The organism is Methylobacterium aerolatum (assembly GCF_022179085.1).
Taxonomy (GTDB): domain Bacteria; phylum Pseudomonadota; class Alphaproteobacteria; order Rhizobiales; family Beijerinckiaceae; genus Methylobacterium; species Methylobacterium aerolatum.
In genome coordinates, this window is the sequence record NZ_BPQE01000013.1 from 52378 (window position 1) to 67071 (window position 14694).

The following is a 14694-nucleotide window of genomic DNA, read 5'->3' on the forward strand; positions in this document are numbered from 1 at the left end:
CGAAAGCCCCCACCATGCTCACCCAGATCCGCCCCGCCCTCGTCCTCCTCGTCGCCCTGGCGGCGGTCACCGGCATCGCCTACCCGCTGGCCATGACCGGCCTCGCCGGGGCCATCTTCCCGGCCAAAGCCGCCGGAAGCCTGATCGAGCGCGACGGCCACGTCGTCGGCTCGGCACTGATCGGCCAGAACTTCACCGGGGCCAACTACTTCCACGGCCGCCCCTCCGCGACGACGGCGACCGATCCGGCCGACGCCACCAAGACCGTGCCGGCCCCCTACAACGCGGCGAACTCCTCGGGCTCGAACCTCGGCCCGACGAGCGCAGCCCTGGCCGAGCGAGTGAAGGGCGACCTCGACGCGCTCAAGGCCGAGAATCCCGGCCAGCCGGTTCCCGTCGATCTCGTGACCACCAGCGGCTCCGGCCTCGACCCGGACATCTCGCCCGACGCCGCCCTGTTCCAGGTGCCGCGCATCGCCAAGGCGCGCGCCCTGGCGGAGGATAAGCTCCGCGACCTCGTGGCGGCGCAGGTGCAGGGCCGGACGCTCGGCGTGCTGGGCGAGCCGCGCGTCAACGTCCTGGCGCTGAACCTCGCCCTGGACGATATGGGCAAGCGCTGAGGAGAGAGAATGCCCGAGACCGGCCGCGATCCGAGCCGCCCCTCGCCCGACGCGCTGCTCGAAGCGGCGCGCCGGGAGGAGCGCACGCGCGGCCGGCTCAAGGTTTTCCTCGGGGCGGCCCCGGGCGTGGGCAAGACCTACGAGATGCTCACCATCGGCCGCGCCCGGCTGAAGGCCGGCGCCGACGTGGTGATCGGCGTCGTCGAGACCCACGGCCGGGCCGAGACCGAGGCCCTCCTCGACGGGTTCGAGGTGGTGCCCCGCCGGGCCGTGCCCTACCACGGCACCGTCCTTCAGGAGATGGACCTCGACGCGCTGCTCGCCCGCCGCCCGGCCCTGGCGCTGGTGGACGAACTCGCCCACACCAACGCGCCGGGCTCGCGCCACCCCAAGCGCTACCAGGATGTCGAGGAACTGCTCGATGCCGGCATCGACGTCCTGACCACCCTCAACATCCAGCACGTCGAGTCCCTCAACGACGTCGTGGCCTCCATCACCCGCATCCGCGTGCGCGAGACGGTGCCGGACGGCGTCCTCGACCGGGCCGACGACATCGAGGTGGTGGACCTCAACCCCGACGACCTGATCGAGCGCCTGAAGGCGGGCAAGGTCTATGTCCCGACCAACGCCGAGCGCGCCCTGAAGCACTACTTCTCCCGGGGCAACCTGACGGCCTTGCGTGAACTGGCCCTCCGCCGCACGGCCGACCGGGTCGATGACGAACTCCTCGGCCACATGCGGGCGAACGCGATCCCCGGCCCCTGGGCGGCGGGGGAGCGTGTGCTGGTCTGCGTCAGCGAGGATCCCCGCTCGGCGGGCCTCGTCCGCTACACCAAGCGCTTGGCCGACCGCCTGCACGCCCCCTGGACGGCCCTCGTGGTGGAGGGGATGCGCGCGGCCTCCTTGAGCGAGGCGCAGCGCGACCGCATCGCGGAGGCCCTGCGGCTGGCCGACAAGCTCGGCGGCGACGCCGTGACCCTGCCGGGCGGCCGACGCATCGCCGAGGACGTCCTGGCCTATGCCCGCTCGGCCAACGTCAACCACATCGTGGTCGGCAAGTCCGAGCGCTCCCGCCTGTTCGAGCTCGTGAACGGCTCCGTGGTGCACGACCTCGTGCGGGACGGGGGCGCCATCTCCGTCCACGTCGTGCCCGGCGAGGCCGCGCAGCCCGAGAAGCCGGCCCGGCGGGCGGTGGCCACCGCCGCGCCCCGCGCAACCGTCGATGCGCGGCCCTACCTCGTCGCCCTGGCCGCGGTGGCGGCGGGGCTCGGCACGGCCATCCTGGCCCAGCCCTATGCGGGCGTGGAGAACGCCGACCTGTTCCTGCTGACCGCGGTGGTGGGCGTCGCCGTCAGGTTCGGGCTCGGCCCGGCGCTCGCCGCCGTGGTGGCCTCCTCCCTCGCCTACAACTTCTTCTTCCTGCCGCCGGTCTACACCCTCACCATCGCGGACCCGACCAACGTCGCCGCCTTCCTGCTCTTCACCCTGGTGGCGGTGCTGGTCTCGAACCTCGCCGCACGGGCGCGGACCACGGCGGTGATCAGCCAGGGCCGGGCGCGGGCGACGGAGCGCCTGTTCGGCTTCTCCCGGAAGCTCGCCGCCTGCGGCACCCTCGACGACGTGCTCTGGGCGACCTCGGCCCAGGTCGCGGCCATGCTCAAGGTGCGCGTCGTGCTGCTCCTGCCCGAGGGCAGGGCCGTCACCGTCCGGGCGGGCTACCCGCCGGAGGACATGCTGGACGAGGCCGACGTGGCCGCCGCGCAATGGGCCTTCGACAACGACCGCCCAGCGGGCCGGGGTGCCGACACCCTGCCCGGCGCCAAGCGCCTGTTCCTGCCGATGCGCACGGGGCGCGGCACGATCGGGGTGATCGGCCTCGACGCGGACGGGACCGGGCCGATCCTCACGCCCGAGGGCCGCCGCCTCCTCGACGCCCTGGCCGACATGGGGGCGCTGGCCATCGAGCGGGTGCGCTTGGTGGAGGACCTCGACCGGGCGGAGCGCGCCGCCGAGACAGACCGCCTGCGGCAGGCCCTGCTGACCTCCATCAGCCACGACCTGCGCACGCCGCTCGCCTCGGTCCTCGGCGCCGCCAGCACCCTGCGCGATCTGGAGGCCGTCCTCGGCGCGGAGGCGAAGGCGGACCTGCTCGGCACGATCATCGAGGAATCGGAGCGGCTGAACCGCTTCATCGTCAACCTCCTCGACATGACCCGCCTGGAGGCCGGCGCGGTGGCCCCCAACCTCGCGCCCCAGGACGTGGCAGAGACGGTCGATACGGCGCTGCGCCGGGTGGAGAAGGTCCTCGCCGCCCACCGCGTGGTCGTGGACCTCGCCCCCGACCTTCCGACGCTCAGGCTCGACGCGGTCCTGTTCGAGCAGGTGCTCGTCAACCTCCTCGACAACGCCGCCAAGTACGCGCCCGAGGACACGAGCGTGACCGTGCGGGCGCGCCGGGAGGGCGGCCATGTCCGCATCGAGATCCTGGACGAGGGGGTAGGCCTGCCCGAGGGCGACATCGAGCGGGTGTTCGACAAGTTCTACCGGGTGCGCAAGAGCGACCGGGTCCGGGCGGGGACCGGGCTCGGGCTCGCCATCTCCCGCGGGTTCGTGGAGGCGATGGGCGGCACCGTCACGGCGGCCAACCGGAGCGACCGGACCGGCGCCGTCTTCACCGTCACCCTTCCGGTCCCCGCCCGAACGACGAAGGACATCGCCGCATGAGCCCGACCGTCCTCGTGATCGACGACGAGCCGCCGATCCGCAAGCTGCTGCGCACGGGGCTCTCCACCCAGGGCTACGCCATCCTGGAGGCGCCCAACGGCGCCACCGCCCTCGACGTGCTGAAGCGCGAGGGCGTGGACCTCGTGATCCTCGATCTCGGCCTGCCCGACATGCGCGGCCACGACCTGCTGCGGGCGATCCGCACCAGCCATCCGGGCCTGCCCGTGGTGGTGCTGTCCAGCCGGGACGACGAGGGCGGCAAGGTCGAAGCGCTCGATCAGGGGGCCGACGACTACATCACCAAACCCTTCGGCATGGCCGAGCTGCTGGCCCGCCTGCGGGCGGCGCTGCGCCACCAGCTCGCCCAGCGCGGGGAGCGGCCGGTCTTCCAGGTGGACGGCCTCTCGGTCGATCTCGTCCGCCGGATCGTCAAGGTCGACGACGCCGAGGTGAAGCTCACCCCGCGGGAATATGATTTCCTCCGCGTGCTCGTGCTCCATGCCGGCAAGGTGCTCACCCACGCCCAGCTGATGCAGGCGGTGTCCGTGTCGTCCGAACCGCAATACCTGCGGGTCTACGTGCGCCAGCTCCGCCAGAAGCTCGAGGCCGACCCGGAGCGCCCGCGCATCCTTCTCACCGAGACCGGCGTCGGCTATCGGCTGCGGGCGCCGGACGACGAGGCCCGGCCGCTTTCCACGGAGACGTCCAAGTGATGCCGCTGATGATCGCCCGCCGGCCGGCACCATGACGGTGGACGAGATCCTCGCGCCGGAGGACGCCCTGGTGGGCCTGCGCGCGGCGTCGAAGATGGCCCTTCTGGAGGCCGTCGCAGGGCGCGCCGCCGACAGGCTGGGACTCGCCGCCGAGGCGATCCTCGCCCCCGTCGCGAGGCGGGAGGGACTGGGCTCTACGGGGGTCGGCGACGGGGTCGCCCTGCCCCATGCGCGGCTGGAGGGCCTGGACCGGCCCTTCGGCCTGCTGGCGCGGCTGCGCGACCCGGTGGATTTCGACGCGGTGGACGACCGCCCCGTCGATCTCGTCTTCCTCCTGCTTCTCCCCGTCGATGGCGAGGCCCGGAACCTGAACGCGCTGGCCTGCGTCGCGCGCTGGCTGCGCGACCCCGGAACGGCGGCTTCCCTGCGCGCCGCCCGGGACGCCGCCGCCCTGCACGCCGTCGTCGGCGGCCGGGCCTGAGGCCGCCGGGTCGGGGGCCTTGGAGTCGAGGTAGGAGAACGATTCCCCGAACCCCTGCCCTTGGCGCGGCGTCAGAGGCGCAGCGCGATGCGCTCCCCCGAGAGGTGCACGGCGTCGGGACGGTGGCCGGTCTCGTGCTCGGCGTAATCGACGGCGTCCTCACGGCTGCGGAACAGGCCCCCGGCCCGCCCGTGAATCTCGAGGGCGACCCAGTGCCCCTCCGGGTCCTGGCCGACGATGAAGCGCGCCGCCTCCGGGCTCGGGGCCGCGGCGTGATGGGTGGCGACGTGAAGGGTGGGAGACATCGGGTGTCTTGGGGTTGGCGCGGCCTTCATGAGGACGCGTCCCACACCTGGGCCCTGACGCGTGAGGATTCGAGACGGACGCGGGCGGGCCCGCATCAGTAACTCGTGAGGATCGCGCCCCGGCGGCCTCCTAGGGCGCCCCCGCCGGGTTCGCCGCCTGCCCGAACGACGGGCCGCGCGTGCAATGGCCGCCTGTTCCTGATCCCCGCGACGGTCTAGAGAGTGTCGAAAGCGCGACCATCGAAGTCCTCGGACGTGTCGGTCGGCCTTGCGTGCAGCGGTGGGGCTCACCGAATGACAGTGATGACCGAGCTCACGCGCCCCCGCCACACCGATCATCTTGTGCCGGCGTCGCTCGATCTGTCGAGTGGGCGTGGCCCGGACACGGATGCCGCGCCGTCCGCCCTCTTCGCGCCCTTCGAGGCCGGAACGGTGGAGCGCCCCTTCGTGGTGGCGCAACTCGGCCAGTCCCTCGACGGGCGGATCGCCACGCCGTCGGGGGATTCGAAGTACATCAACCTCTGCCCGGCCCTCGATCACCTGCACCGCATCCGTGCGCGAGTCGATGCCGTCCTCGTCGGCATCGGCACGGTGCTGGCGGACGATCCGCTGCTGACGGTCCGCCGGGTCGAGGGGCCGAGCCCGGCCCGGATCGTCATCGACCCGACGGGCCGGATCCCGCCCTCCGCGCGCTGCCTCGCCGGGGACGGGGCGCGCAGGCTCGTCATCTGCCGGACGGAGGCGCAGGTCCCCCCGTCGGCCGAGGCCGTCCGCATAGGGGGCGAGGAGATCTTCTGCCCACGGGCGATCGTGGCCCGGCTCGGCTCCCTCGGCTTCGCCCGCATCCTCATCGAGGGTGGTGCCCGCACCGTCTCGGCCTTCATCGATGCCGGAGCCATCGACCGGCTCCACCTGATGGTCGCGCCGCTGCTCCTCGGTTCCGGGCGCTCCGGCCTCGACCTGCGGCCGATCTCCTCCCTGAGGGACGCGATGCGGCCCATGACGGCCGCCTACCCCCTGGGAGCGGGCGAGGTGCTGTTCGATTGCGACCTGCGCCGCAGCGTCAACGAGGGGAGCGTACCATGAGAGAGCCCGCCACCTACTCGCCCACTCAAAAACTCCTGCACTGGGCCGTCGCCCTGATCGTCGTGGAACAGGTGATCGTGGCCCTCGCGATGACGAATGTCGGCGAGGGACCGCTGCAGAACCAGCTCTACGAGATGCACAAGTCCTTCGGCCTCGTCGTGCTCGCCCTGGTCCTAGCGCGGGTGCTGGTGCGCCTGTCGCGGGGTGCCCCGGCGCCGGAGGACGGCATCCCGGGCTGGCAGCGGGTGGCGGCGCGGGTCTCCCACGCCTCCCTCTACCTGCTGATCCTGATCGTGCCGCTCCTCGGTTGGGCGGGCACCTCCGCCTGCTGCGCGCCGGTCAACCTGTTCGGCGCGCTGCCGCTGACCCTTCCGATCTCCGGCGGGATGCCGGTGGGCGAAGCGATCCTGAAGGTCCACGGCGCGGCGGCCTTCGCCCTCACCGCCCTCGTCGGCGTGCACGTGGCCGCCGCCCTGCACCACCACGTCGTCCGGCGGGACGGGACCCTACGGCGGATGCTCGCCGGGGGCTGAATCCGGCCATGCCAGGAGGTCGCGATGGCCGATCACGGCCGTCGTGTCCGGCCGTCCCCGCGCCTCCGCCCAGGCGGCGATTGCGGCGCCGGGCACGAGGCCCGTCTCGGCGACGGCCTGGGCCTGCCCGTCCCTGAGCCGGGCGATCAGTGCCCGGTCCTCTGGTCCCAGCCGCCAGGGACTCGCGGCGGTGCGGACCGCGTAGCCCCGCCGGGCGAAGGCCGCCTCCAGCGCCGCCGTGGCTCGCGGCCCGAGGGCCTCGCCGAAGCCCTTGTCCCCCGCCTGATGGGCCAGGAAGGCCGCCCGCATCGCGGCGTCGGCGGGGTGGGGCGGAAGCCACGCCTCTGTCCCGTCGTAGCTCAGCGCCGTGTGGAAGAACGCGCCCGTGGCCGCGACGGCGTCGGCGAAGCGGTCGATCCAGGCCGACGAGACGAGATCGAACAGGGCCGCCGCCGTCACGAGGTCCGGCGCGGGCGGGAGGATCGCCGCCGGATCGGCCGCGAGGTCGGCCGAGAGGAAGGTGACGCGGATCCTGCGGCCGCCCGTCTCCAGGAGGAGCTGCGCGCCGTGCTCCGCGGCCCCATCGGCCCAGTCCGCCAGGGCGGTCCGGGCGGCGGCGAGGAGGGCGGGATCGTGATCGACCAGCGTCCACTCCTGCGACGGGCCGAGGCGGGGGGCGAGGGCGCGCAGGTTCGATCCGGTGCCGCATCCGCAATCGACGACGCCGACGGATCCCGTCCCGCCCGATCGCGCGGCCAGGAGGGAGGCCAGCGCCTCGGCGAGACCCCGGTCCCGGGCGCGGTGGTCGGCGGGCTCGCGCAGGGCGAGCCAGTCGCTGCTGAAGCCGGTCATGGCCGCGCCTCCCGGAGACAAGCGGCGACGCGGCGGGCGGTCTCCTCCCAGCGCGGCAGGTGCCGCCCTGCCTCCCAGGCCGCCTGCGCCGCCACGGACCGGCGGGCCGGATCGGCGATCAGGGTCCGCAGGGCCTCGGCCAGGGCCGGGACGTCGCCGGGCGCCACCTTGAGCCCGGCAGCCTCGGGCACCGTGTCGGCCGCCGCGCCGCCCGTGGTGGACACCACGGGCAGCCCCCGCGCCAGGGCTTCCGCGAGGGCCATGCCATAGCCCTCGAACAGGGAAGGCGAGACCGCGAGGTCGGCGCCATCGTAGAACGCGTCGAGCCGATCCGCCGGGACGGCGGCGGCCAGGGTGATCCGCGCCTCCAGCCCGGCCTCCGCGATCTGCCGGCGCAGACCGGCGACGTGACCGGGGGCCCGGTCGAGGGCGCCCGCCACGGTGAGGGTCCAGTCGAGATCCGGCAGGCGGCCGAGGGCGGCGACGAGGTGGTCGACGCCCTTGCGCGGGGTAAGCGCGCCCACCGTCAGGAGGCGCACCGGGCGCCCGTCCCCCCCGGCGGCCCGCCGGGCGGGCTCGGTGCCGGGCTCGGCGATCGTGATCCTGTCCCCCGGCACGGCGAACTCGGCCACGAGCAGGTCGCGGGTGAAGCGGCTCGTCGTGACGACGCGGGCCGCGAGGCAGAGGGCCGCCCGCTCGCGGGCGAGGAGCCCCTCGGCCTCCGCGCGGCTCAGGCCCGCCTCCAATCCCAGCGGGTGGTGGACGAGGGCCACGACCGGCCGCGGCCCGGACGCCGCGATCACGGAGGGCGGCAGGGCGCCGTAGGCGAGCCCGTCTATGAGGAGGATCGCGCCGCTCGGCGTCGCCGACAGGCGCGCGGCGGTCTCCGCGAGGTCGTCGGGGCTCGGGTGCGGGAAGGAGGACGGCAGGGTCAGCGGGACCGCGCTCACTCCGGCGCGCGGGAGATGCGCCAGGAGATGGCGGGCGTAGGCGTAGCCGCCCGTGGGGGTCGCGAGATCGCCGGGAACGCAGAGGCAGACGTCGGTCACGCCTCCACCGGCCCCTCGAACCACGCCCGCGCGATGTGCGACTCGTGGAGCGTCACCCGGATCCGTTCGATGCCATCCCCACCGGGCCCGAGCTCCCCGTTGCGGGCGAGGGCGGCCATCTCCCGATGGATGTGACCGCACAGGAACTCGGTGGTGGTGTTGATGCCCGCGAACTGAGGCACTTCGTCGAGGTTCCGGTAGGTGATCGGTGCGAGGATGCGCTTCAGCGCCTCGCCCGCCCGCCCGATATCGACCACGACGCCGTCCGCGGTGAGGGTCGGCCTGTAGAAGGCGACATCCACGACGAAGGTGGCGCCGTGCAGCGCCTGGGCGGGCCCGAACAGATCCCCCCGGAAGCTGTGGGCGATCATGACGTGATCGCGGACCTCGATGGCGTACATGGTTCGGCTCCGGTGAACGTGGGAGGGTCGGGTTCAGTAGCGCACGGCGGTGCAGAGGCCGTCGGCCTCCGGCGCGAGCAGCCGGGGCAGCGCCTCCGGCAGGTCGGCGAAGGCGACCTCCCCGGTGATCAGCGCGTCGAGGCGCGGGTCCGCGAGGAGATCGAGGGCCTTGCCCATCCGGCGGGCGTAGGTCCAGCGCGGGCGGCGCGAGGCGGAGACCTGCCCCACCTGGCTCGACATGAGACTGAGGCGCCGGACATGGAAGTCCTCGCCCAGCGGCACGGACACGGGGCGCGTCCCGTACCAGCTCATCTCCACCACCCGGCCCTCGTCTCCGGCGAGGGACAGGGCCTCGGCCAGCCCCTCCTGGCTCGCGCTCGCGTGGAACACCACGTCGGCCTCGCCCCGCGGAGCGGTCCCCGGTGCGGCGAAGGCGACGCCGAGGTGCCGGGCGAGGGACGCCCGCTCGGGCAGGCGGTCGATCACCGTGACTTCGCAGCCGACGATGCCGCTCGCGAGGAAGGCGGCCAGCAACCCGACCGCGCCGCCTCCGACGACCGCGATGCGGTCCCCCGGTCCGGCGCCCGAATCCCAGACGGCGTTGAGCGCGGTCTCCATGTTAGCGGCGAGGATCGCCCGTCGCGGCGGCACGCCGGGCGGGACCGGGTGCACGCCGTCGCGCGGGGCGACGAACCGCGCCTGATGCGGCCGGAGCGCGAAAACGAAGGGCGAGGCGCCCCCGGCCGGGTCGGCGATCCGGCCCACCGCGCAGTAACCGTACTTGACCGGAAAGGAGAACGGGCCTTCCTGCGCCGGCGCGCGCATCCGCCCGTGCAGGGCGTCGGGGACGAGACCGTGGAAGACGAGGCGTTCCGTCCCCCGGCTCAGGGCCGTCCAAAGGGTCTCGACGACGACGTCGCCGGGGCCTGCGGGCGGCAGCGCCTCGTGCCGCAGCTCGGCGCGGCCCGGGGCGGTGTACCAGAGGGCCGTCGTCCGGCTCCCCGCCCGTCCCGCCGTCTCGGACCCTTCAGGATGATGCACGTCGCCCGCCCGCCGCACAGGGTTCCGGAAATCGCTGAGAGCCTCCTTTCCACGACGCCCGCCGGCCTTCAATCGCTGGCGACGCTTCGTCGGCGCCGCAGGGCCTTCGCCCTGGTGAACGGCCTCAGCTTCGCGCTGCTCGTCGGCCTCCTCGGCGCCGTGCTCGGCGCGGACGGCTGGAGCGGGGTCGATCTCGCCCTGCTCGCCTGCGGCGTCCTCATCCTGCCCTGGACCGTCATGGGGTTCTGGAACGCCGTGACAGGCCTCGCCCTGATCGCGAGGGGACCCGCCGGTCTCGCCGCCGCCGCACCCTTCGCGGACGTGGCGGCAGACCCGATCCGCCTCGACACCGCCATCGTGATGCCCCTGCGCAACGAGGATCCGCGCCGGGCCCTCTCACGGCTCGCGCGGGTGAAGGCGAGCCTCGACGCCACCGGCTGGGGGGAGCGCTTCGCCTATCATGTCCTGAGCGACAGCGACGATCCGGCCATCGCCGCCGCCGAGGAGCGGGCGGTGGCGGAGTGGACCGCGCGGGAGCCCGGGGCCTCCGAGCGGATCGCCTACCGGCGCCGGGCGACCAACGCGGGCTACAAGGCGGGGAACCTCCAGGATTTCTGCGCGCGGCACGGTGCCCGCTACGCATTGATGCTGCCCCTCGACGCCGACAGCGCGATGGAGGGGCCGCGGATCCTCGACCTCGTGCGGATGATGCAGGCCCATCCGAAACTCGGCATCCTCCAGAGCCTCGTCGTCGGCACCCCGGCGGCGAGCCCCTTCGCCCGGATCTTCCAGTTCGGGATGCGCCAGGGCATGAGGCCCTACACGATGGGGGCGGCGTGGTGGGCCGGCGAGTGCGGCCCCTTTTGGGGGCACAACGCCCTGGTGCGGATCGCCCCCTTCGCACACTCCTGCCGGTTGCCGACGCTGCCGCCGGGTCCTCTCGGCGGGCCGATCCTCTCCCATGACCAGATCGAGGCCGTGCTCATGCGCCGGGCCGGCTACGAGGTGCGGGTGCTGCCGACCGAGGGCGGGAGCTTCGAGGATAATCCGCCGACGCTCCTCGACCATGTGGAGCGCGAGGCGCGCTGGTGCCTCGGGAACCTGCAATACGTCAGGCTCCTCGCCATGCCGGGCCTCGCGCCGACCAGCCGGTTCCAGCTCGTGGCGGCGGTAATGATGTTTCTCACGGCGCCCGCCCTGACCCTCGCGCTAGCCCTGCTCCCCGTCGCGGCCCTCCAGGCGACCGACGCGTTCCCCGCCGGCCTCGCGGCGGGGCTCTACCTCGGCTGGCTCGCGGCCTCGATGGCGCCGAAGCTCGCGGGCTATGCCGAGATCCTCGCCTCCGAGCCCTCCGCGCGCCGCTACGGCGGCCGGGCGCGCTTCGCCCTCGGCGCCGCGGTCGAACTGGTGTTCTCGCTGCTCCTCTTCTCCGTGCTCTGCCTCTGGCTGACGGCGGCGATGGGCCGGAGCCTCGCGAACCGGCGCTCCGGCTGGAATCCGCAGGCCAGGGACGGGACGCGCATCCCCCTCGCCCTCGCCTGCCGCCGCCTCTGGATCGGGACGGCCTTCGGCCTCGCGGTGGGGCTCTCCACGCTGTGGGTGAGCCCCACCGCGTTCCTGTGGAGCCTACCGCTCCTGGCGGGCCCGCTCCTGTCCATCCCCCTCGCCGTGGCGACCAGCCTGCCCGCCCTCGGCCAGGCGATGGGCCGCAACGGCCTGTGCGCGATCCCCGAGGAACTGGCGCCCGGCCCCGGTGCGCGCGCATGACCACGGACCGGCCGCAGGATGGCACGCCGCGCCGCGTCCTCCTCGTGGGGGCGACGGGTACCATCGGCCGGGCGACGGTCCGGGCGCTGGCGGCGCGGGGGCACAGCGTGATCTGCCTTGTACGGCGGTCCTCCGGGTCTCCCCTCCCCGCCGTCGTGACCGAGCGGATCGTGGATCTTGCCGATCCGGCCTCCCTCGCCCGCGACGGCATCCGGGGGGAGACCTTCGACGCGCTGGTGTCGTGCCTCGCCTCGCGGACGGGGCTACCCGCCGATGCCTGGGCGGTGGATCACCGCGCGCAGGTGAACGTCCTCGCGGCGGGCCGGGCGGCCGGTATCCGGCAGGTGGTGCTCCTGTCCGCGATCTGCGTCCAGAGGCCGAGGCTGGCTTTCCAGCACGCCAAGCTCGCTTTCGAGGCGGAGGTGATCGCGTCGGGGCTCGCCTACTCGATCGTCCGGCCCACGGCGTTCTTCAAGTCGCTCTCGGGGCAGATCGAGCGGGTGCGGCGGGGCAAGCCGTATCTGGTCTTCGGCGACGGAACGCTCACGGCCTGCAAGCCCATCAGCGACGACGACCTCGCCCGCTACCTCGTGGACTGCCTGGACAACGGGGCGCGGCGCAACCGGGTGCTGCCCATCGGCGGACCGGGCGAGGCCATCACCCCGAAGGCGCAGGGCGAACGGCTCTTCGCCCTGCTGGGCCGCGAGCCGCGCTTCCGGCACGTTCCGGTGGCCCTGCTGGACGGCATCGTCGCCGTCCTGGCGACCCTCGGGCGGTGGGTGCCCGGCTTGGCGGCCAAGGCCGAACTCGCCCGGATCGGTCGCTACTACGCGACCGAATCCATGCTGGTGCTCGATCCGGCGACGGGGCGGTACGACGCGCAGGCCACGCCCTCCACGGGGTCGGAGACCTTCGACGCCTACGTCGCCCGCGTCGTCCGGGGCGAGGCGACGGTCGAGCGCGGCGACCACGCCGTGTTCTGAGAGCCTGACCGGACGTCCGGGCTCCCCGCACATCCCGCCCGGTCGCGGTGGCGCGTCTCAGCCCTTGGCCACTGCCACGATGCGGCGCGAGGCCATGCCGACCAGCACGAGCTTGTCGCCGACGAGGATGAAGCCGAGCGAATCGCCCGCCGGGGCGAGGCCCGCCAGTTCCGGCGGCGTCGGGTGCAGGAAGACCTGCTGCGGGACCGTGGTGCCGGGCTCGAGGGGGAAGCTCATCCGGGTCACGGGCCGGACATGGCGCCGCTCCGCCTGGGCCTTCAGGGCTTCGACTTGGCCCGGCGTGATGACGGGGCCGTCGCGGCCCTCGGCCGTCTCGCGCCTGCGGAGGTCGTCGAGGGTGGAGGAGACGCCCGCCAGCACGTCGGGGGCCTTCGGGGCGACCGCAGCCCCGGTCGGCGCGGGGGATGGACCGGCATCCGGCGCCTCCTTCGGGCGGATCGGAATGGAGCGGATGGCCGGCGGCGCCGGGGCGGGATCCGGCATGGCCGTCTGCGCGCGGGACGGTGCCGGAACGGACCCTCCGCGCGGCCGGAACTGATAGGCCACCGCCCCCAATGCTGCGATTGCTGCGGCGATACTGACGATGAGCAGGAGGCGCATGCGCGAATCCGGGTCGAGGCGGGCCCGGTCGTCTAGCCCGGCGCCGCCGCCGCGGGTAGCCCGCGGGTGCCCGGTCAGGCCCGCGTGTCGTCGGTGCCGGGAGACGCGGCGAGGTCCCGCCCCGCCGGGACCGCCCGCGTGCAGGCCGCGAACAGGATGGCGACGGCGGCGGCGACGATGACGGAGGACAGGAGACCCGCGAGCGGCCCCGCCAGGGCCGAGCCCGCCACGTCCCCGAGGTTCATCGCTGCCATGTAGACCTGGAACTGCGTCGCGGAGGCCCGTCCCGCCCGGCTCGCCAGCAGCACTGTCGGCAGCAGGGCCACGTAGAGCAGGGCAGGGACGACGCTGACGAGGCCCAGGATGACCGGTCCGGCGGCGGCCTCGAACCCGGCGGCGATCAGCCCCCCGGCGACGGCGAAGGTGAGGGCGCAGGCGGCGAGAAGGGCGCGCAACGCCCGGCCGGGCCCGATGCGGTCGACGGCGGCGCCGAGCCCCGCCGCGCCGAGGGTTCCGCCGAGAAGGGCGAGTCCCGCCTGGAGCCGGGAAAGGTCGCCCGCATCCCAGCCATGGACCTGCACCAGCGCCACGGCGAAGGGCACCTGGAAGAGGGCCAGCCCGAAATCGATGGCGAAGCACATCGCCAGGAGGAGGGCCGCGTCGCGATGTCGGAACGCGGCGAGCAACTCGCGCGCGAAGGCGACGGCCTCGCCGACCCGCCCACGGGCAGCAACGCGCGCCGCTGACCCGCGCCGGAGGGCGAGAAGCCGGTCGCCGGGCTCCTCCCGCACCAGCAGGGCAGCCAGGGCCAGCGGCGTGGTGAGGAGGAGGAGCGCCCCCGAGGCGGCGGGCAGGCCACCCGCACCGAGGAGCCACGCGAAGACCGCCGTGCCCGCCGCGCTGCCGATCACGAAGCCCGCCCGCGTGCCGGCGCTCGTGCGCCCGAGCTCGTCCGCCGGCACGCTGCCGGCGATCATGCGGTCGGTCGCGGTGTCGGCCAGCGAGGCGGCGAGGCTGTGCAGGAACAGGACGGCGCTCACCGCGGTCAGGCCCGGGGCGGCGCCGAGCAGGAGCAGTCCGGCGAGGCAGACCTGCGCGCAGGCGAGCGACAGCACCAGCCAGTAGCGCCGGGGCCCCATGCGGGAGGGGGTCGCGCGGTCGATCACCGGTCCCCAGAGCAGGGGCTGCAACACCCAGGGCAGGCCGACCACCGCGAGGTGGCGGCCGATCTCCGCCGTCGTGGCGCCTGCGGCGGCGAAATGGTTGGCGAGCGCCGTCAGCGCGAAGCCCGCCACGAGGCCCTGGTAGAGGTAGAGGCCGGTGAAGAGGGCGAACCGCCAGCGCGACGACCTCAGGCTTGGCGGCCGGTGACGTAGCGTGTCGATGGGCGAGCCCTCCCCATGGCCCCGGGATGGGGCGTCCAGGCTTTAACGGGAGCTGAACGGCGCGGTTCAGGGCCGATTGCCGGGGGCGTCGTACGACGGAGGAACGGACGGCGAGCCCGACCGGATCCGGGCT

The 14694-nt window shown here is 74.0% G+C and carries 15 protein-coding genes; 8 read left to right on the forward strand and 7 right to left on the reverse strand.

Annotation, left to right across the window (positions count from 1 at the left end; translation table 11 throughout):
- Positions 1-14: 14 nt before the first annotated feature.
- Genes MFF06_RS09775 through MFF06_RS09790 form a run of 4 tightly spaced genes read left to right on the forward strand, consistent with a single transcriptional unit; the run spans position 15 to position 4538 of the window.
- Positions 15-620 (forward strand): K(+)-transporting ATPase subunit C, encoded by a 606-nt coding sequence (locus MFF06_RS09775; protein WP_238203303.1) that lies wholly within the window; start codon positions 15-17, stop codon positions 618-620.
- Positions 621-629: 9 nt separating this feature from the next.
- Complete coding sequence (locus MFF06_RS09780; protein ID WP_238203305.1) at positions 630-3344, forward strand: ATP-binding protein; 2715 nt, start codon at positions 630-632, stop codon at positions 3342-3344.
- A complete protein-coding gene (locus MFF06_RS09785) occupies positions 3341-4057 on the forward strand; it encodes a response regulator transcription factor (RefSeq protein ID WP_238203307.1) in 717 nt (238 codons plus the stop codon). The genes MFF06_RS09780 and MFF06_RS09785 overlap by 4 nt, the downstream gene beginning before the upstream one ends.
- A gap of 31 nt (positions 4058-4088) precedes the next feature.
- Positions 4089-4538 (forward strand): PTS sugar transporter subunit IIA, encoded by a 450-nt coding sequence (locus MFF06_RS09790; protein ID WP_238203309.1) that lies wholly within the window; start codon positions 4089-4091, stop codon positions 4536-4538.
- Between the two features lie 71 nt (positions 4539-4609).
- Here MFF06_RS09790 and MFF06_RS09795 read toward each other — a convergent pair whose 3' ends face one another.
- Positions 4610-4843, reverse strand: coding sequence for a hypothetical protein (locus MFF06_RS09795; protein WP_238203311.1), 234 nt, complete (start codon positions 4841-4843; stop codon positions 4610-4612).
- A gap of 303 nt (positions 4844-5146) precedes the next feature.
- Between MFF06_RS09795 and MFF06_RS09800 the strand changes: the two genes are divergently transcribed.
- Positions 5147-5929 carry a RibD family protein gene (locus MFF06_RS09800; protein ID WP_238203313.1) on the forward strand — a complete coding sequence of 261 codons (783 nt, stop codon included), beginning with the start codon at positions 5147-5149 and terminating at the stop codon, positions 5927-5929.
- Entirely contained in the window at positions 5926-6462 is a 537-nt protein-coding gene (locus tag MFF06_RS09805; RefSeq protein WP_238203315.1) for a cytochrome b, read from the forward strand. Before MFF06_RS09800 ends, MFF06_RS09805 begins: the two co-directional genes overlap by 4 nt.
- Here the strand turns inward: MFF06_RS09805 and MFF06_RS09810 are convergent.
- From MFF06_RS09810 to MFF06_RS09825, 4 genes are read right to left on the reverse strand one after another with little or no spacing between them, the layout of a single operon-like run.
- Entirely contained in the window at positions 6436-7314 is an 879-nt protein-coding gene (locus tag MFF06_RS09810; RefSeq protein WP_238203317.1) for a class I SAM-dependent methyltransferase, read from the reverse strand. The genes MFF06_RS09805 and MFF06_RS09810 overlap by 27 nt on opposite strands.
- Positions 7311-8363: a glycosyltransferase family 4 protein gene (locus MFF06_RS09815; RefSeq protein ID WP_238203318.1), complete on the reverse strand. Its 1053-nt coding sequence runs from the start codon at positions 8361-8363 to the stop codon at positions 7311-7313. Before MFF06_RS09815 ends, MFF06_RS09810 begins: the two co-directional genes overlap by 4 nt.
- Entirely contained in the window at positions 8360-8764 is a 405-nt protein-coding gene (locus tag MFF06_RS09820; protein ID WP_238203321.1) for a 6-pyruvoyl trahydropterin synthase family protein, read from the reverse strand. Before MFF06_RS09820 ends, MFF06_RS09815 begins: the two co-directional genes overlap by 4 nt.
- 33 nt (positions 8765-8797) lie before the next feature.
- On the reverse strand, positions 8798-9718 hold the full coding sequence (locus MFF06_RS09825) for a zinc-dependent alcohol dehydrogenase (protein ID WP_238203516.1): 921 nt from the start codon (positions 9716-9718) through the stop codon (positions 8798-8800).
- Positions 9719-9796: 78 nt separating this feature from the next.
- Between MFF06_RS09825 and mdoH the strand changes: the two genes are divergently transcribed.
- Both mdoH and MFF06_RS09835 read left to right on the forward strand, forming a co-directional pair.
- Entirely contained in the window at positions 9797-11572 is a 1776-nt protein-coding gene (gene mdoH, locus MFF06_RS09830) for a glucans biosynthesis glucosyltransferase MdoH (RefSeq protein WP_238203323.1), read from the forward strand.
- Positions 11569-12555, forward strand: a complete 987-nt coding sequence (locus MFF06_RS09835) for an NAD(P)H-binding protein (protein ID WP_238203325.1) — start codon at positions 11569-11571, stop codon at positions 12553-12555. Before mdoH ends, MFF06_RS09835 begins: the two co-directional genes overlap by 4 nt.
- A 57-nt stretch (positions 12556-12612) precedes the next feature.
- Here MFF06_RS09835 and MFF06_RS09840 read toward each other — a convergent pair whose 3' ends face one another.
- Together MFF06_RS09840 and MFF06_RS09845 are read right to left on the reverse strand one after the other, a co-directional pair.
- Entirely contained in the window at positions 12613-13176 is a 564-nt protein-coding gene (locus MFF06_RS09840; protein ID WP_238203327.1) for a DUF1236 domain-containing protein, read from the reverse strand.
- 74 nt (positions 13177-13250) lie between these two features.
- Positions 13251-14471, reverse strand: coding sequence for an MFS transporter (locus MFF06_RS09845; RefSeq protein WP_238203329.1), 1221 nt, complete (start codon positions 14469-14471; stop codon positions 13251-13253).
- Positions 14472-14694 lie beyond the last annotated feature (223 nt).